Source organism: Rugamonas brunnea, assembly GCF_014042345.1.
In the GTDB taxonomy this organism is placed as follows: Bacteria; Pseudomonadota; Gammaproteobacteria; order Burkholderiales; family Burkholderiaceae_D; genus Rugamonas; species Rugamonas brunnea.
Genome location: NZ_JACEZT010000001.1, coordinates 674,435 through 690,100, shown reverse-complemented (window position 1 = coordinate 690,100; position 15,666 = coordinate 674,435). Strand labels below are relative to the sequence as shown.

Genomic DNA, 15,666 nt, shown 5'->3' with positions numbered 1-15,666 from the left:
TAGGGCAGGGAAGTTCTTTCACTCACATTACAGGAGCCTCATCATGCTGGAAAACAATATCAGTACCGTGAACAACGACGTCAAGACCCTGGTCAAGGATGCGCAGGCCCTGTTTACGGCCGCCACCGCGCTGACGGGGGAAAAGGCCGAGGAGCTGCGCGGACGCGGCATGCGCGCACTGGACACGGCGCTGGCCAAGGCCCACGAGGCCCAGCAGAGCGCGCTCGAAGCGAGCAAGGAAATGGCCAAGTCGGCCGACGTGTATGTGAAGGAGAATCCGTGGCGCTCGATCGCGCTGGCGGCCGGTGTCGGCCTGCTGGTGGGCGTCATCCTCGGCCGCAAGTAAGCCGCCGTGGCCCAGAACGATCCGATGGACAAGGGGGCGGTGCCGCCACCGGGGCTGCTGGCCTCGCTGGCGACGGTGGCGCGCAGCATCCTGGGGCTGGCGCTGTCGCGGCTGGAACTGGCGGCGCTGGAGCTGGGCGAGGTCCGCAACCACCTGCTGCAACTGGTGGTGGTGTTCGCGCTGGCCGTGGTGGCCGGCTGCTTCGCGCTCGCCTACTTCACGGTCACCATCGTCTACCTGGCGTGGGACGCGCTGGGCTGGAAAATCCTGCTGATCATGACGGGCGCCTTTGTGCTGGCGACGCTGGCCCTGGTCCGCTACGCGCATCGCATGATACGTGAAGGCAAGCTGTCGCTGACGGCGACCATGGCCGAACTCAAGTCCGACCGTGACATGTTGCTGTAGCGGAGGAAGCATGACGACACAGATGGAGCGCGATACGCTGGCCGCCAGCAAGGCGCGCCTGATACGCGAAGGGGAGCTGCAACGGGTCAAGGTGGCCCACGCCAAGGCGCAGCTGGGCATGGCCATGCGGCCTGAGGCGCTGTTGCACAGCGCCGTGGACCAGGCGTCGGCGCTGGCCCAGGCGCGGCTGGGCGGCTTGTTCTCGCCCGGCGGCCTGAGCGTGGCCAACCTTAAGACCGTGCTGCCGATCGCGCTGACGGTCGGTTCCTTCATCATGCGCAGGCGCCTGCTCAAGCCGGCGCTGGGCGTGGGCGCCGTGGTGGCGCTGGGCGTGACATGGCTGATGCGGCGCAAGCGCGGCGACGCCAGCGACGCCGGCGGCGACTGATCGCCACGCGTCCCCCATTCTTATTGTATGAAAGCAGAAAACCAGGCGGTCCATGTGCCGCAACGTCCTTTGAATCCGTCGGGCATGCGGGTGGTGCTGGTGTTGCAGGGCGGGGGCGCGCTGGGCGCCTACCAGGCCGGGGTGTTCCAGGCCTTGCATGAGAGCGGACTGGCGCCGGACTGGATCGTCGGCACCTCGATCGGCGCCATCAATGCCGCCATCCTGGCCGGCAACGCGCCCGAGGTGCGGCTGGAGCGGCTGCGCGCGTTCTGGCACGGCATCGCCCACCGCGACACGATCGACATGCGCGCCATTCCCGACAGCCTGCGCCGCGCCAACATCCTGCTGCAGACCTGGGATACGCTGCTGCGCGGCGTGCCGGGCTTTTTCAAGCCGCGCGGCCCGAACCTGTTCCCGTCCGGCCTGGCCGTGGCGCCCGAGCAGGCCAGCTTCTACGACACGAGCGAACTGGCCCGCACGCTGGAGCAACTGGTCGATTTCGATTACCTCAACGCCCCCGGTGGCACCCGCCTCACCGTCAACGCGCTGGGCGTCACCAGCGGCAATCTGCGCCGCTTCGACAACCGCGACATGGCCATCCGAGCCGACCACATCCGCGCCAGCGGCGCGCTGCCGCCCGGCTTCCCGGCCGTGCGCATCGACGGCGACCTGTACTGGGACGGCGGCCTGTATTCGAACACGCCGCTGGAAACCGTGCTGGAAGACGCGGGCGCTACCGACACCCTGTGCTTCATGGTGGACTTGTGGAACGCGGAAGGGCAGGAGCCGACCACGCTGGACGAAGTGCAGACGCGGCAAAAGGACGTGACCTTCGCCTCGCGCTCGCGGCGCCACCTGGACGATTACGTGAAGACCCAGCGCATGCGCCAGAAGCTGCGCGAGCTGTACCAGGCGCTGCCGCCGGAAAAACACACGGAACAAACGGCCGCCGAACTGGTCGCGCTCGGATGCGACACGACCCTGCACGTGGTGCGCCTGCCGTATGGTGGGCGCGACTGGCACATGGCGGCCAAGGACATCAACTTCTCGCGCGGCTCGATCGACTGGCGCTGGGACCAGGGCTACGCCGACGCCACGCGGGCCGTCGGGGCGGCCGCCTGGCTATCGTTCGTCAGCGAGGATACGCCGCTGGTCGTGCACGAACTGCCGCCGGCCTGAACGACCGGCCGTGCCGGCCACCGGCCCGCGCCACGCCCTTGCACTTTGCGCTCATTCAAGCCGGTTGTTCTCGTCCCGGATCGCCTTGGCGTTGACCATGTCGTGCTGGTAGGTGCTGCGCGCCTCTTTCATGCACGCGTTGCGCTCGGACGCCGGCTGCCGCTTGCAGGCCAGCGTGGCTTCCTGCAATGCGGCCGCGATCTCCTTGCGCACCGTGCGCAACTGGTCGGCCGCCGTGCTGTCATGGCTGTACCAGCGGCCGGGGTCGCCGTGCGCGATCTCCTTCTTCTGCTGCTGGGCCACGGCGGGCGGGGTCACGCCCGGCTTGCTGTCCGGCACGGCGGGCGCGGCGTTGTCGCCGGTGGTCGTGGTGGTGGTGGCGGTAGGGTTGGTGGCCGGCGCGGCCGGCTCCTGGGTTTGTGCGCCGGCTGAAGCGCACAGGATGGCGCTCAACAACAGCGCCATCCGCAAGTTCGGCAAGTTCGGCAAGTTCGGGTGTGCGATGTAGTTTCTCATGATTCCTCCCATATCAGGCCGCAGGCGGCCAGTCAGAGTCTGCCGGTGAGCAACATCACGAGCAGGATCAGCACCACCAGCCCCGTCACGCCGCTGGGGGCGTAGCCCCAGTTGCGGCTGTGGGGCCAGGCGGGCAGGGCGCCGACCAGGATCAGCACCAGGATCAGCAGGATCAGGGTTCCCATGGCGCCCTCCGGGCATCAATAGCGGTACAGGTGACCGTCGACCATGCGCACGCGGGTGCCCACCTGCATGCCGGCGATGTCATCCTGTTGCAGCACGCGGTAGTCGCCGTTATCCATGCGCACGCTGATCTGGTAGGTCTCGCGCGGCTGGTTGCGGTCGTTCTCCACCTTGTTGCCCACCAATGCGCCGCCCACGGCGCCGGCCACGGTGGCGGCCGTGCGGCCGGCGCCCGAGCCGATCTGGTTGCCCACCAGGGCCCCCACCAGGCCGCCCGTGACGGCGCCCGCGCCGCTGGTGGTGCCGCCGGTGCGCACCAGCTGGATGCTGTCGATGGTGCCATAGCTGGCCGCCACCGACGATGAAGCGGGCGGATAGGTCACGGCGGCCGGCTGCGTGCTGCTGGCGCAGCCAGCCAGGGTGGCCACGGCCGAGGCGGCGGCCAGGGTGATGGCGCCCATGTAGGTGCTGTGTCTCATGTTGTCCTCCCGAAAAAGTGTGCTTTCAGCTTAGCCAGCGCACGCCATCCGGTCTGTACGCTGCCGCACCGTGCGTCCTGTGTACGGCAACGAACGGATGACCAGTCCATTTGCGCGTACAACTGAGCTGTCGGTGCGAAGCCATGCGCGCTGGCTGGCTCGCTCCGGGCATGTCGTTGGACCATACCTTCAAGGAGACTCACCATGAAATCCACACATTACATTGCGACGGCCTGCCTGTCGGCCGCCCTGCTGGCCGTGGCCGGTTGCGCTTCCACTCCCAAGCAGGAAGGGACGGGCGAATATGTTGATGACAGCCTCATCACCACCAAGGTCAAGGCCGGCATCTTCAACGAGCCGACCCTGAAGTCCACGGAAATCAATGTGGAAACCTTCAAGGGCAAGGTGCAGTTGAGCGGCTTCGTCGCCAACCCGGCCGATATCGCCAAGGCCGCCGAGATCGCCCGCAACGTCAAGGGCGTGACGGAAGTGAAGAACGATATCCGGGTCAAGTAGGGGAACCAAGCGCGCCGGCAGCCATCCAACAGCGATACCCCTGCCGTGCGCGCGGACTGGCTTGAGAGAAATGATGCATTTGGATACAAATTGAAGACTTTATATGTTCGTTGCCGCACAGACCGAAAAATCGCGTCCCGGCACTCTGATGGCTGACGTACAACGCATGGCGTTGCGCTTGCATGGCCCGCCTATTTGTCCCGGGAATTGTTTTAAGGAGTAAAAAAATGCATGCATACAGACAAACTCAAGATCTCGATGCCAGCCCAGCCCGGGGCCACGGCTGTGCCGAGATGCCGGCCGTGCCGGCGCGCGACGCCGGCCCGCGGCCGGCCAAGCTGACCCTGGTGGAGCGGCCCGCACCGCCGCTGGACCGCAAGCCGGCCTTGTCGATGGCCTCCATCGAGCGCGTACGCTCGACCTCGGCCACCTTGCGCCGCATCGAGAACATGCAAAAGCTGATCGGTGAGCTGTCCATGCACGAGATGCTGGCCGACGAGATCGCCTGGTTCCTCAAGTTTTCGCCATCGGGCGCCCGCAAGTACATCCGCGACCTGCGCGAGGCCGGCGTGATCGAGCTGGCGCGCTATATCGAGGGTACGGCCACCTACCTGGGCAAGGCCGTGTACCAGATCACCCCCGATCCGGAGCGGGTGCGCGCCTTCCTGGCCGCCATCGTCCAGCCCAAGCGCGAAGGCGCGCCGCCGCGCAAGGAGCGGCCCGGCGCCCGCGAGCTGGCCATGGCCGGCAATGGCCGCCACTTCCACATCCTGGCCGACGACACCCATTACGCGATCCGCGTCAACCGCGGCCCCGTGATGCGCGATCCGCTGGTGGCTGCCCTGTTCGGCTCGCCTGGCTCGCAGCAGAAGGCCGAATGAGCGGGCTGGCATTACAGCAATAAAAGTGATTGAATTGACGGCAACCCGCCCCACTTGGGGTGGGTGGCCGCGCATCCCGTTGCGGCCGACTGATACGGGTGCACATGGACGCTTTGCTCTTGGTAGGCCTGACGGTGCTGGCGCTGGTGTTGCCGTGGCTGATACCGCGCTGGCGGCTGCGGCGCGCGCTGGCGCGGGCCTTGCCGGCCAGCGCCGTCGCCGTGCTGGAGCGCCAGATCCCCCCTTACCGCAACATGGGACCGGACTTGCAGGCCCAGTTGCGACGCCTGGTCGCGCAGTTCCTGCACCAAAAGAAATTCATCGGCTGTGAAGGGCTGGTGGTGGACGATGACATGGCCATCACCATCGCCGGCCAGGCTTGCCTGTTGCTGCTGAACCGACCCAGCAAGGTCTATCCGGCCCTACACACCATCCTCGTCTATCCGACCGCCTTCGTGGCGCGGCGCGACGAGGTGGGGCCGGGCGGGGTGGTCACGCCGGGCCGCCAGAGCATGCTCGGTGAATCGTGGGACGATGGCCGCGTGGTGCTGTCGTGGGACGACGTGCAGCGCGGCGCGGCGGACTGGACCGATGGCCAGAATGTCGTCCTGCATGAGTTCGCCCACCAGCTCGACAGCGAGTCGGGCCGGGCCAACGGCGCGCCCTACCTGGGCCACCACGCCAGGTACCGCGACTGGTCCGAAGTGCTGGCGCGTGATTTCCACGCGCTGCGCTGGCAAGCCATGTACCGCCAGCGCAGCGTGATCGATCCCTACGGCGCCACCAGCCCAGCCGAATTCTTCGCCGTGGCGACGGAAACGTTTTTTGAAAAGCCGTGGCAGATGGCCGAACATCACACCGAGCTGTACGGCGAATTCTGCAAGTACTACCGGGTCGATCCGCGCGCCTGGCAGGCGCCGCCGCCAGCGCCGCCGGCTCATGCGCCCGACGCGCCCGACGCCCCCCATCTGGCCTGGCCCGCCCGTTGGTGAAATGTGCGCAAAGCAAATGTGAAATGGGGCATAATCGCTGAGAGCCGCGCATGCCCGTTCGCCGCACGCGTCGCGTCCGCCGCCCCGCAGTGTTTGCCGCGAGATTATCGTCATGCAATTCGAAGAGCTCGAATTCTTCTCCACCGATGCCCCCGCGCGCGCGCCGGCGGCCGAGGCGGCCTCACCGCTGGTGCGCCTGCAATACCTGGTCGATAACACCCCGGCCATCATCTATACCACCGTGCCCAGCGGTGACTTCAAGATGACCTTCGTCAGCAACAACGCCTACAATGTGCTCGGTTACCGGCCCGAGCAGATGCTGGCCGATCCCAATTTCTGGTTCGACCATATCCATCCCGACGATGCGCCCAACATCTTCTCCAGCCTGGCGCTGGTGTTCACCGAAGGCCAGCGCGCCTACGAATACCGCTTCCGCATCGCCGACGGTTCCTACCTGTGGATGCACGACACGCTGCGCCTGATCCGCGACGAGCATGGCGTGCCGCTGGAAGTGATCGGCGCGCTGACCGACATCACGGCCCGCAAGCACATGGAAGAAGCCTTGCAGGCCAAGGGACTGGAGCAGCAGCAGCTGATCGGCAAGCTGCGCGACGCGCACCAGCAATTGCTGCAATCGGAAAAGATGGCGTCCATCGGCCAGCTGGCGGCCGGCATCGCGCACGAGATCAACAACCCGGTCGGCTTCGTCAATTCCAACATGGGCGCGCTGCAAGGCTATGTGGGCACGCTGCTCGGCGTGATCGACCAGTATGAGCAGGTCGTGGCCGGCGCCGGCGCCGGCGATACCGCGCTCGGCAAGCGCATGGCGGCCGTGCGCGAACAGGCCGACCTGGACTACCTGCGCGAGGATGTGGGCGAGCTGGTGCGCGAATCGATGGATGGCCTGAAGCGGGTCAAGGACATCGTGCAGGCGCTCAAGGACTTTTCCCACGTGGGCGAGACGGAATGGCAGATCGCCGACCTGCACAAGGGGCTGGACAGCACGCTCAACATCGTGGCCAACGAGCTCAAATACAAAGCCACCATCGTCAAGCGCTACGGCCAGTTGCCGCCGATACGCTGCCTGGCGTCGCAGCTGAACCAGGTGTTCATGAACCTGCTCGTGAACGCCGGCCACGCCATCAAGGAACAGGGCGAGATCACGATCAGCACCGGTACGGCCAACGGCTGGGTGTGGGTGGAGGTGGCCGACACCGGCGTGGGCATCGCGCCCGAACACCTGAACCGCATCTTCGAACCGTTCTTCACCACCAAGCCGGTGGGCAGCGGCACGGGCCTGGGCTTGTCGCTGTCCTACGGCATCGTGCACAAGCATGGCGGCAAGATCGAGGTGGCGTCCGAAGTGGGCAAGGGCACGCGCTTCGTCGTGCGCCTGCCGGCCACGCAGGCCAGCTGACGCTATGGGCGGGCAACGTTCGCTGCGCCCCGTAAAGACTCCATACCCAGGGTAATTTGTATTTTTACCACGATTGCGCGCACGGCGGCTTTCTGTGGGAAGATCGCGTTGCGCTGATGGTGCAGTGCATCAATTTCGTCTTGCTAGGCACTGCGTTTAGCCCGTCTCTGCCCTGTTTTCGCCGGTTTTCTTCCCGGTTTTCTTCCTATTTCCGCTCCAGGAGTCCACGATGAAATTGCCTGTCCATGCATCCCTGCTGGCCGTCGCGCTGGCGTTTTCCCCTCTGGCGCACGGTAGCAGCAACCTGCCCGCGCTGGGCGCCGACCATGGCGCCACATCCGTGTCCGGCCTGTCGTCGGGCGCGTTTATGGCGGTGCAATATCAAGTCGCCTATTCGAGCGCCGTGGTGGGGGCGGGCGTGGTGGCCGGCGGCCCGTATTATTGCGCGGCCGGGTCGCTGGTGAACGCGACCGTGTGCATGGGCCAGGTGCCTTTCCTGCCGCCCAACCCGGCCCTGCTGCTGTTGTCGGCCCAGGGCTTCGCCGCCAGCGGCCAGATCGATCCGCTCACAGCCTTGCAGAACCAGCGCATCTACGTGTTCAGCGGCACCAAGGATACGGTGGTGTACCAGCAGGCCGTGGACGCCACCGTCACCTTCTTCAAGGACGCCGGCGTGGCCGACGCCAACCTGGTGTATGTGAACAATGTGCCGGCCGGCCATGCGCTGCTGACGCCCGCGTTCGGCAACAGCTGCGGCGCCAATGCGGCGCCCTACATCAGCAAGTGCACGGTGCACCACACGGCGTATGACCAGCCGGGCGCCATGTTCGCCCACATCTACGGCAAGGCCAAGGCGCCGGCCAGCAAGCTGTCGGGCAAGATCATCACCTTCAACCAGCGCGAGTTCGCCGATGCCAGCACCGGCATGGCGGCTGACGCCTATGCCTATGTGCCGGCCAGCTGCAACGCCGGCAAGGCCTGCCGCGTGCACGTGGCGTTCCATGGCTGCAAGCAGTCGGCGGCCGTGGTGCACGACGATTTCTACGGCAAGAGCAGCTACAACAACTGGGCCGACACCAACAACATCATCGTGCTGTACCCGCAGGTGAACGCGTCCAATGTGCCGTACAACCCGCAGGGCTGCTGGGACTGGTATGGCTACACGGGCGTCAACTATGCGTTCAAGTCCGGCCCGCAGATGATGGCCGTGCATGCGATGGTGGAACGGCTGACCTCGTCGCCGGCCAACACCGTGGCGTCGGGCCAGTGACGGCCGCCGTGTTCATGGCGTTCCCTTGGCGAGGCGCACCCAGATCGCCAGCCGGCCCTCGCTCTTCGATTCGAAATCCTGCACCTGCTGGATCATGCGCGGGTCCAGCACATGCTCGGCCGGCAGCAGCATCAGGCCGTCGCGGCTGATCAGGTCGCGCGCCAGCACCATGCCTGGCTGCAGCTCGCCCGACAGGATTTCCACCCCGGCGCCCGGGTCCTCGACCGTGTAGTCGACCAGCTGGCGGAAGGCGGCCACCACGGACGGGTCGTAGCGTTTGCCCGCCGCATCCATGATCAGCGACTTGGCTTCCTCGGGCCGCAGGTGGCGCTGCACCATGGCGCCGTGCTGCAGGTTGAAATAGTCGGCCGCCAGCGCCAGGATGCGCGCGCCGATGGGAATGGCCAGCCCCGAGATCCCGTAGGGGAAGCCGTTGCCGTCGAAGCGTTCGAGCTGGGCGCGCAGGATGGCGGCGCTGCCGCGCAAGTCCGGCAGCGGCATCAGCAATTGCTCGGCCCGCAACGGGTGCTTGCGGTACTGGCCCAGCGCCTCGCCGTTGAGCATGGTGAGCGGGGTGGCCAGCATGTCGTCGGTGAAACCGATCTTGCCGATATCCTGCAGCAGGGCGGCGATGAACACGTCCTGCGTCTCGCGCACGTCGAGCTTGAGGGCCACGGCCAGCTTGCGGGCCAGGTCGGCCACCTGGCGCGCATGCCCCGTGTGCTGGGCACCGCGCAGTTCGACCAGGCTCGACAGCAGCTTGATGGTGGTGATGAAATTGGCCTTGAGCTTCTCGTTGGCTGCCACCGCCGCGTCGTGCGCCACCTTGAGCTGCCGTGTGCGCGCCTCCACTTGGGCTTCCAGGTTCTGGTTGAGGGCTTTCAGCTCCTCGTTCTGGCGCTGGGTCAGTTGCTCCAGCCTGGCTTTTTCCAGTTCCAGTTCGCGCCGTTCGAGCGCGTGACGCACCACCAGCACAATGTCGTTGTCGTCCCATGGCTTGGTGATGTAGCGGTAGATCTCGCCGCAATTGATGGCGTCCTGGATGGACTGGATGTCCGAATACCCGGTCAGCAGCAGCCGCAGCACGCCGGGCCAGCGCTGGCGCACCTGGGCCAGGAAGCGGGCGCCGTCCATTTCCGGCATGCGCATGTCGGAGATCACCAGGTCCACCGGTTCCTGCGCCAGCACTTCCAGCCCCTCGGCGCCGCTTTCGGCCGTCAGCACGCGGTAGCCGCGCGGGCGGAACAGGCGGCGCAGCGAGGACAGGATGTTGGGCTCGTCGTCCACGAACAGCAGGGTGGCGCTGGCCGTCTGCATGACGGGCGGGCTGTGCGGCAGTGCGGCTGGTGTCATTGGCTCGCTTCCTTGGCTTCCTTGGCTTCCTGGTTGTCCCTGGCGTCGGCCGGGTGGCGGATCGGCAGCGTGACGCGGAAGCAGGTGCCTTTGCCCAGCTCCGTGCTGACCTCGATCTTGCCCTTATGCTTCTGCACGATACCATAAGCGAGCGACAGGCCCAGCCCCGTTCCCTTGCCCACCGCCTTGGTGGTGAAGAAGGGGTCGAAGATGCGCGACAGCGCCTCGGGCGCGATGCCGCTGCCGGTGTCGGCCACCTCCAGCCACACCTGGTCGCACCCGGTGCCGGTGCGCACCGTGATCCTGCCGCGTTCGGGACCGATCGCATGGGCCGCGTTGACCACCAGGTTCATCACCACCTGGTTGATCTGCAGCGGCAGGCATTCGATGTCGGGGATGGCGCCGTATTCCTTGACCACGTCGGCCTTGTACTTGACTTCGTTGCTGACGATGTTGAGCGTCGAGTCTATGCCCTGGTGCAGGTCGGCCCACACCCATTCCTGGTTGGCGTCCACCCGCGAGAAGTCCTTCAGGTCCTGCACGATGTGGCGCACGCGCACGATGCCTTCCTTCGATTCATCCATCAGCGACGGGATGTCCTCGCGCAGGAAGTCGAGGTCGATGCGCTCGCGCATGGCGCGCACCCGGGCCGCCACCTCGGGCGCGGCGATGCTGGCCTCGGCGTCCTGGTAGGCGGCCAGCATCTCGAACAACTGGTCCAGGTAGCTTTGCAGGGTACCGAAGTTGGAGAAGATGTAGCCGATCGGGTTGTTGATCTCGTGCGCCACGCCGGCCGCCAGCTGGCCGATCGAGGCCAGCTTTTCCGACTGCACCAGTTGTTGCTGGGCCATCGACAATTGTTCGTTCAGTTGCTCCAGCTCCACGTTGCGCCGCCGCAGTTCCGCGTCGGCCAACTGGCGCTGGCGGATGTCGTCTTCGAGCCGGCCGTTCACTTCGGCCAGCTGGGCGGTGCGCTTCTCGATCACGCTTTCGAGGTTGTCGTGCGCCTTGCGCAGGGCGTTCTCGGCCACCCGGCGCTCGGTCACGTCGCGCAGGGTTTCGATGGCGCCCACCACTTGCCCCTGGCGGTCGCGCAGCGGGGCCGCCGTGAAGTGCAGCCAGTGGCCGCTTTCGCCGATGTTGGGGAAGAAGTCCTCGCTCTCGAACGCGCCCGGGATCAGGGTCGAGCGCTTGTGCTTGCCCAGGTAGTGGCGGTCGATCTCGTCCTCCTCGCCGGAGATGATGAGGTCGGCCAGCAGCGGGCGCTGCTTGGGATAGAACGCCTGCCAGTGGTTTTGCGTGCCCACCATCTCCTCCTTGCTCCAGCCCAGCAGCTGTTCGCAGGCCTTGTTCCAGTGCGTGACCACGTGGTCGGTGTTGATGGCGAACGTGGCCACCGGGTGGCCGTCGAAGAATTCGGACAGTTCGATGCCCGCATGGGCCGCGTCGCCGCTGCCGGACTGTGTATCGAAGTGGGCGTTCATGGGTGTGGGTACTCCGTCAATGCACCAGGATCTGGCACAGGTCCTGGAACGTGGCTTCCGTTTCCGCGAAGATGGCCATGCAGGCCGCGTCGCTCAAGGCCAGCATACGCCAGCTCTGTTGCGACAGGGGCGGCACCTGGTCGTCCTCCTCGCCGCCCAGGTCGAGTGCGTGGGCCAGCACGTCGGCGACATGGATCAGCAGGGCCAGCGACATGCCGTCGGGACCGTCCGGATGGTGGTGGCCGGACACGGCATCCTGAATCGCGGGCGGGAATTTCCAGTGCGCCGCCAGCGCGCTGCCGACGCGCGCATGGTCATAGCCGAAGATGGCGTGCTGGGCCACGCCGGGGCCGCAGTCGTGCTGACGGCGGTAGGCTTCCACGGCGTCGTACTCGGCCGGGTAGCGGGTGGCCAGCACCAGCGTGCCCAGGTCGTGCAGCAGGCCGGCCGTGAACGCCGTCTCCGGGCTCAGGCGCGCGTGGCGGGCCAGCGCGCGCGCGCACACGGCCGTGCCGATGGCGTGGCGCCAGAACGGCTCGAACGCGAAGCGGCTGGCCGCCCCGGGCCGGAACGCGCCCGTGACGGCGCAGGCGGTCACCAGCGTGCGGATGCTGTGAAAGCCCAGTACGGCGATCGCCTGGCCGATGGTGGTGACCTTGGTGGGCATGCCATAGAACGAGGAATTGGCCAGCCGCAGGGTCTTGGCCGTGAGCGACTGGTCCAGGGCGATCTTGCCTGCCAGCGCGTGCAAGTCCACTTCGTCCTGTTCGACGGTGGTGAGCAGTTCGGCCACCACGGCGGGCAGCGACGGCAAGTCGTGTACCTGCTTGATGATGTCGTCCATGGTGGGCATGCTCACTCCCGGTTGCGGTAATCAGTCAGCAATTGCAGCAGCGTGGCGTTGGCCTCGTGCGTCGCTGTGTGGCGGAACAGGTGCTGTAGCCGTGCCAGCTGGGCCGCGCGCGCGGCCGCCCGCGCCGCGCTGGCCGCCGCGCTGCCGTCGCCGCCTTTGTCGTTTTCGTCGTCGCCATCCAGTCCGTCCGTCGCGCGCACCACCGTGCACTGCGCTACGCCGCGTCGGCGCAGGCTGGCCAGGGTGGCATCGGTGAGGATGGCGCCTTGCGGCAGCAGCACGGCGCCGTGGCTGTCGCGCAGGTCGGCCGCCAGCACCATGCCGGCGCCGGCCTGTTCGATGGCGATGTGCGATGCGCTGGACGGTTCCATCATGCTTCCTCGCTGTGGCTCAACGTGATCAGGCTGCCGCGTGATTGCGAGCGTTCGCCCATGGGATAGACCACCACGTCGTAGCGCTGGCCATCGATGACGGTCTGGTGCGCCGGTGCGGCGGCAGCGCTGGCATCGGGGAACAGTTCCGGCAGCACCATGCTGGCCTCGTTGCCGAGCAGGGCGCCGCTGTGCCGGAACAGGACGGCGGCGGCGCCGTTGACGAAGGCGATCATGCCGGCGTCGTCCATGCCGATCACGGGCAGCGGCAGGTGCTGCAGCACGTCATGCGCCACGTTCAGGCTGATCTCGTCGCGGCTGATCTGGCGCTGCTTGAGCAGCAGCAGTTCCTCCATGCGCCGGTTGGCGGCCGCCAGCTCGTGGTTGGCGGTGCGCACCTCCAGGTGCAGGCGCGCGTTGTCGTCGGCGATCTCCTTGAGCTGGAACGCCTGGGCGATGTGGCCGCGCAGCAGCTCGTCCTCCCACGGCTTGGTGAGGAATTTGTAGATCGCGCCCTCGTTGACGGCGTCCGTGACGGACTGCAGTTCCGTGTAACCGGACAGCATGATGCGTATCGTGTCCGGATACAGCAGCTTGGCCTTGCGCAGGAAGTCGGCGCCCAGCATGCCGGGCATGCGCTGGTCGGACACGATCACGTCCACCGCGTGCTGGGCCAGCACGTCCAGCCCCTCCTGGCCGCTGTTGGCCGTGTAGATCTGGTAGTCGTCGCGCCGCAGCAGGCGCTTGAGGGCCGACACGATGTTCTGCTCGTCGTCCACCAGCAGCAGGCTGCGCTTTTGCTTCTGGATGCGCAGCAGGTGCGGCGGCAGCGCCCGTCCTTCGGCGCGCATGGCCAGCAGCGCTTCCGCCGTGACGGGCGGGGCGAAGAAATGGCCCTGGACCAGGTCGCACATATTGCGGCGCAGGAAGTCGCACTGGGCTTCCGTCTCCACCCCTTCGGCCACCACTTCGATGCCCAGGTGGTGGGCCATGGAGACGATGGTGCGGGCCAGGGCCGCGTCGTCGCTGTCGGTGACGATGTTGCGGATGAACTGGCTTTCAATCTTGACGGCGTCGAACGGGTAGCGTTTCAGGTTGCTCAGCGAGGCGTAGCCGGTGCCGAAGTCGTCCAGTGCGAGCCGCACGCCGAGCGCCTTGAGGCGGGCCAGGCTGGCCGCGCCCACGCCGCTGTCCTGCATCAGGCACGCTTCGGTGATCTCCAGCGTCAGCGATGGCGCCAGCACCCCATGTTCATTGAGGATGGCGGCCACGGTGCCGGCGAACAAAGGGTCGCGGAACTGGCGCGGCGAAACATTGATGGCCACCGGCAGCGGCGCCAGTTGCTGCGCGTGCCAGGCGGCCAGGTCGCGGCACGCCTGGCGCAGCACCCAGTCGCCGATGGCGTCGGCCAGGCCGGCCTGTTCGGCCACGTTGATGAACTCGGCCGCCGCCAGCAAGCCCTGGGTCGGATGTTGCCAGCGCACCAGCGCTTCCACGCTGACGATGGCGCCCGTGCGCAAGTCTGCCAGCGGCTGGTACAGCAGGCGCAATTCGTCGCGCGCGATGGCCTGTCGCAGGGCCGATTCCATGGCGATGCGCTCCAGCGTGCGCTGGTTCATTTCCTGCGCGAAGAACTGGTACTTGGCGCCGCCCTGTTCGCGCGCGCGCGACAGCGCCAGGTCGGCGTAGCGCATCAGGGTGGCGCTGTCGGCACCGTCCTGCGGGTAGAGCGCGATGCCGATGCTGGCGCTCACGTGCACCGGCTGGCCGGCCAGCGCGAACGGTTGCGCCAGCACCACGAACATGTGCTCGCACACGGGCATCACGTCGCCGGCCCCGTCCACGGCGCCCAGGATGGCGAGGAATTCGTGGTCGCCCAGCCGGGCCAGCGTGTCGTGCTCGCCCATGCATTGCTGCAGGCGCTGGGCGGCGATGGACAGCATCTGGTCGCCGGCCGCGTGGCCCAGGCTCTCGTTGACCAGTTCGAAGTTGTCCAGGCCCACGCACAGCAGGGCCACGGCGTGGTCGTGCTGGCCCGCCTGCAGCATGGCTTGCTGCAGGCGCCGGTGGAACAGTGCGCGGTTGGGCAGGCCGGTCAGCTCGTCATGCGTGGACTGGTAGGTGAGGCGCTCTTCCTTTTCCTTGAGCACGGTAATGTCGTTGAGGATGCCCACATAATGGGTGACGACGCCGTGCTCGTCCGGCACGGGCGAGATCAGCAGGTCGTTCCAGAACAGGGTGCCGTCGCGGCGGTAGTTGCGCAGCACCACATGGGCATCCTTGCGCTGGCCCAGCGCGTGGCGCACGGTGGCCAGGCCGGGCTGGTCGCGGTCGGCGTTCTGCAGCAGGCGGCAGTTGCGGCCCATGATGTCCATCGGCGTGTAGCCCGTCATCGCGTAGAACGCGGGATTGGCGTACATGATGGGGTAGTCTGGTTCGCTGGCGCTGGTGATCAGCACGCCATTCGAGCAGGCCGCCAGCGCCCGGTTCGACAGTTGCAGCATGTCCTTGAGCTGGCGCCGCTGGCTGATGTCGTTGACCCACCACACCTGGCCGGCGGGCGCATCGCCGGCGGCGGCAATGCTGTAGCGCGTGACGTGGGTCCACAACAAGGTGTCGTCCTGGCCGCGCCAGCGTATGTCATTCTTTTGCGCCACGCCCGGCATGGCCAGCAGCTCGGCCTGGCCGGCCGCGATCACCTGGTGGTCGGCCTCGGCCAGGAAGTGGCTGTAGTGACGCCCTTGCAGCGCATCGGGCGCCATGCCCAGCATCCGGCACAGGCGGGCATTGACGCGCACCAGCATGCCGTCGCGGTCCAGGTAGGCGATGCCGACCGGCGCCTGTTCAACCGCCAGTTGCAGTTGCGTGCCGGCGCCGTCGGGCGACAGCAGGTCCGGTGGCGTGGCAGGGGGCTGGTCGTGCAGATCCATCAGGCGTACCTATCTTCATGAAAGCTTCATAGACAGAAACTAATAAACCGGCGCAATTGATTATAAGGCCAAGGTTGACGCCGCCGGTGGGAGTTTTTGCGCG

General features: G+C 66.7%; 17 protein-coding genes. 9 read left to right on the top strand and 8 right to left on the bottom strand.

Going from position 1 to position 15,666, the window contains the following annotated elements; translation table 11 throughout:
- The first annotated feature begins 43 nt into the window (after positions 1-43).
- Genes H3H37_RS03120 through H3H37_RS03105 form a run of 4 tightly spaced genes read left to right on the top strand, consistent with a single transcriptional unit; the run spans position 44 to position 2,318 of the window.
- A complete protein-coding gene (locus tag H3H37_RS03120; protein WP_182152609.1) occupies positions 44-346 on the top strand; it encodes an ElaB/YgaM/YqjD family protein in 303 nt (100 codons plus the stop codon).
- A 24-nt stretch (positions 347-370) separates the two neighbouring features.
- Positions 371-751, top strand: a complete 381-nt coding sequence (locus tag H3H37_RS03115) for a phage holin family protein (RefSeq protein WP_182160312.1) — start codon at positions 371-373, stop codon at positions 749-751.
- A gap of 10 nt (positions 752-761) precedes the next feature.
- Positions 762-1,139 carry a hypothetical protein gene (locus H3H37_RS03110; protein ID WP_182160086.1) on the top strand — a complete coding sequence of 126 codons (378 nt, stop codon included), beginning with the start codon at positions 762-764 and terminating at the stop codon, positions 1,137-1,139.
- A gap of 27 nt (positions 1,140-1,166) precedes the next feature.
- Positions 1,167-2,318 carry a patatin-like phospholipase family protein gene (locus H3H37_RS03105; RefSeq protein WP_229218619.1) on the top strand — a complete coding sequence of 384 codons (1,152 nt, stop codon included), beginning with the start codon at positions 1,167-1,169 and terminating at the stop codon, positions 2,316-2,318.
- A gap of 51 nt (positions 2,319-2,369) precedes the next feature.
- Here H3H37_RS03105 and H3H37_RS03100 read toward each other — a convergent pair whose 3' ends face one another.
- The 3 genes from H3H37_RS03100 to H3H37_RS03090 are packed head-to-tail and all read right to left on the bottom strand — an operon-like array spanning position 2,370 to position 3,496.
- Positions 2,370-2,834, bottom strand: a complete 465-nt coding sequence (locus H3H37_RS03100; RefSeq protein ID WP_182160084.1) for a hypothetical protein — start codon at positions 2,832-2,834, stop codon at positions 2,370-2,372.
- A 32-nt stretch (positions 2,835-2,866) separates the two neighbouring features.
- Positions 2,867-3,019, bottom strand: a complete 153-nt coding sequence (locus H3H37_RS03095) for a DUF3309 family protein (protein ID WP_182160082.1) — start codon at positions 3,017-3,019, stop codon at positions 2,867-2,869.
- Between the two features lie 15 nt (positions 3,020-3,034).
- The gene (locus H3H37_RS03090) at positions 3,035-3,496 is read right to left on the bottom strand and encodes an outer membrane lipoprotein (RefSeq protein WP_182160080.1); all 462 of its coding nucleotides are present in this window, start codon (positions 3,494-3,496) and stop codon (positions 3,035-3,037) included.
- A 204-nt stretch (positions 3,497-3,700) separates the two neighbouring features.
- Here H3H37_RS03090 and H3H37_RS03085 point away from each other — a divergent pair, with 204 nt between their 5' ends.
- The 5 genes from H3H37_RS03085 (at position 3,701) to H3H37_RS03065 (ending at position 8,572) form a co-directional block, all read left to right on the top strand.
- Positions 3,701-4,012 (top strand): BON domain-containing protein, encoded by a 312-nt coding sequence (locus H3H37_RS03085; protein WP_182160078.1) that lies wholly within the window; start codon positions 3,701-3,703, stop codon positions 4,010-4,012.
- A 293-nt stretch (positions 4,013-4,305) separates the two neighbouring features.
- A complete protein-coding gene (locus H3H37_RS03080; protein WP_311197393.1) occupies positions 4,306-4,893 on the top strand; it encodes a winged helix-turn-helix domain-containing protein in 588 nt (195 codons plus the stop codon).
- Positions 4,894-4,997: 104 nt separating this feature from the next.
- The gene (locus H3H37_RS03075) at positions 4,998-5,885 is read left to right on the top strand and encodes a M90 family metallopeptidase (protein WP_182160076.1); all 888 of its coding nucleotides are present in this window, start codon (positions 4,998-5,000) and stop codon (positions 5,883-5,885) included.
- A 112-nt stretch (positions 5,886-5,997) separates the two neighbouring features.
- The gene (locus tag H3H37_RS03070) at positions 5,998-7,302 is read left to right on the top strand and encodes an ATP-binding protein (protein WP_182160074.1); all 1,305 of its coding nucleotides are present in this window, start codon (positions 5,998-6,000) and stop codon (positions 7,300-7,302) included.
- A 229-nt stretch (positions 7,303-7,531) separates the two neighbouring features.
- Positions 7,532-8,572, top strand: coding sequence for an extracellular catalytic domain type 2 short-chain-length polyhydroxyalkanoate depolymerase (locus tag H3H37_RS03065; RefSeq protein WP_182160072.1), 1,041 nt, complete (start codon positions 7,532-7,534; stop codon positions 8,570-8,572).
- A 12-nt stretch (positions 8,573-8,584) separates the two neighbouring features.
- Here H3H37_RS03065 and nosR read toward each other — a convergent pair whose 3' ends face one another.
- Genes nosR through H3H37_RS03040 form a run of 5 tightly spaced genes read right to left on the bottom strand, consistent with a single transcriptional unit; the run spans position 8,585 to position 15,563 of the window.
- Entirely contained in the window at positions 8,585-9,925 is a 1,341-nt protein-coding gene (gene nosR / locus H3H37_RS03060; RefSeq protein ID WP_182160071.1) for a response regulator c-di-GMP phosphodiesterase, NosR family, read from the bottom strand.
- Entirely contained in the window at positions 9,922-11,409 is a 1,488-nt protein-coding gene (locus H3H37_RS03055) for a PAS domain-containing sensor histidine kinase (protein ID WP_182160069.1), read from the bottom strand. The genes nosR and H3H37_RS03055 overlap by 4 nt, the downstream gene beginning before the upstream one ends.
- Positions 11,410-11,425: 16 nt before the next feature.
- Complete coding sequence (locus tag H3H37_RS03050) at positions 11,426-12,262, bottom strand: HDOD domain-containing protein (protein WP_182160067.1); 837 nt, start codon at positions 12,260-12,262, stop codon at positions 11,426-11,428.
- Positions 12,263-12,264: 2 nt separating this feature from the next.
- A complete protein-coding gene (locus tag H3H37_RS03045) occupies positions 12,265-12,636 on the bottom strand; it encodes a hypothetical protein (RefSeq protein ID WP_182160066.1) in 372 nt (123 codons plus the stop codon).
- On the bottom strand, positions 12,633-15,563 hold the full coding sequence (locus H3H37_RS03040) for an EAL domain-containing protein (protein ID WP_182160064.1): 2,931 nt from the start codon (positions 15,561-15,563) through the stop codon (positions 12,633-12,635). Before H3H37_RS03040 ends, H3H37_RS03045 begins: the two co-directional genes overlap by 4 nt.
- Positions 15,564-15,666 lie beyond the last annotated feature (103 nt).

Excerpts from the sequence above, each read along its gene's own strand:
- H3H37_RS03120 (WP_182152609.1), top strand. The coding sequence starts at position 44 with ATGCTGGAAAACAATATCAGTACCGTGAACAACGACGTCAAGACCCTG.
- H3H37_RS03115 (WP_182160312.1), top strand. The coding sequence starts at position 371 with ATGGACAAGGGGGCGGTGCCGCCACCGGGGCTGCTGGCCTCGCTGGCG.
- H3H37_RS03110 (WP_182160086.1), top strand. The coding sequence starts at position 762 with ATGACGACACAGATGGAGCGCGATACGCTGGCCGCCAGCAAGGCGCGC.
- H3H37_RS03105 (WP_229218619.1), top strand. The coding sequence starts at position 1,167 with ATGAAAGCAGAAAACCAGGCGGTCCATGTGCCGCAACGTCCTTTGAAT.
- H3H37_RS03100 (WP_182160084.1), bottom strand. The coding sequence starts at position 2,834 with ATGAGAAACTACATCGCACACCCGAACTTGCCGAACTTGCCGAACTTG.
- H3H37_RS03095 (WP_182160082.1), bottom strand. The coding sequence starts at position 3,019 with ATGGGAACCCTGATCCTGCTGATCCTGGTGCTGATCCTGGTCGGCGCC.
- H3H37_RS03090 (WP_182160080.1), bottom strand. The coding sequence starts at position 3,496 with ATGAGACACAGCACCTACATGGGCGCCATCACCCTGGCCGCCGCCTCG.
- H3H37_RS03085 (WP_182160078.1), top strand. The coding sequence starts at position 3,701 with ATGAAATCCACACATTACATTGCGACGGCCTGCCTGTCGGCCGCCCTG.
- H3H37_RS03080 (WP_311197393.1), top strand. The coding sequence starts at position 4,306 with ATGCCGGCCGTGCCGGCGCGCGACGCCGGCCCGCGGCCGGCCAAGCTG.
- H3H37_RS03075 (WP_182160076.1), top strand. The coding sequence starts at position 4,998 with ATGGACGCTTTGCTCTTGGTAGGCCTGACGGTGCTGGCGCTGGTGTTG.
- H3H37_RS03070 (WP_182160074.1), top strand. The coding sequence starts at position 5,998 with ATGCAATTCGAAGAGCTCGAATTCTTCTCCACCGATGCCCCCGCGCGC.
- H3H37_RS03065 (WP_182160072.1), top strand. The coding sequence starts at position 7,532 with ATGAAATTGCCTGTCCATGCATCCCTGCTGGCCGTCGCGCTGGCGTTT.
- nosR (WP_182160071.1), bottom strand. The coding sequence starts at position 9,925 with ATGACACCAGCCGCACTGCCGCACAGCCCGCCCGTCATGCAGACGGCC.
- H3H37_RS03055 (WP_182160069.1), bottom strand. The coding sequence starts at position 11,409 with ATGAACGCCCACTTCGATACACAGTCCGGCAGCGGCGACGCGGCCCAT.
- H3H37_RS03050 (WP_182160067.1), bottom strand. The coding sequence starts at position 12,262 with ATGCCCACCATGGACGACATCATCAAGCAGGTACACGACTTGCCGTCG.
- H3H37_RS03045 (WP_182160066.1), bottom strand. The coding sequence starts at position 12,636 with ATGATGGAACCGTCCAGCGCATCGCACATCGCCATCGAACAGGCCGGC.
- H3H37_RS03040 (WP_182160064.1), bottom strand. The coding sequence starts at position 15,563 with ATGGATCTGCACGACCAGCCCCCTGCCACGCCACCGGACCTGCTGTCG.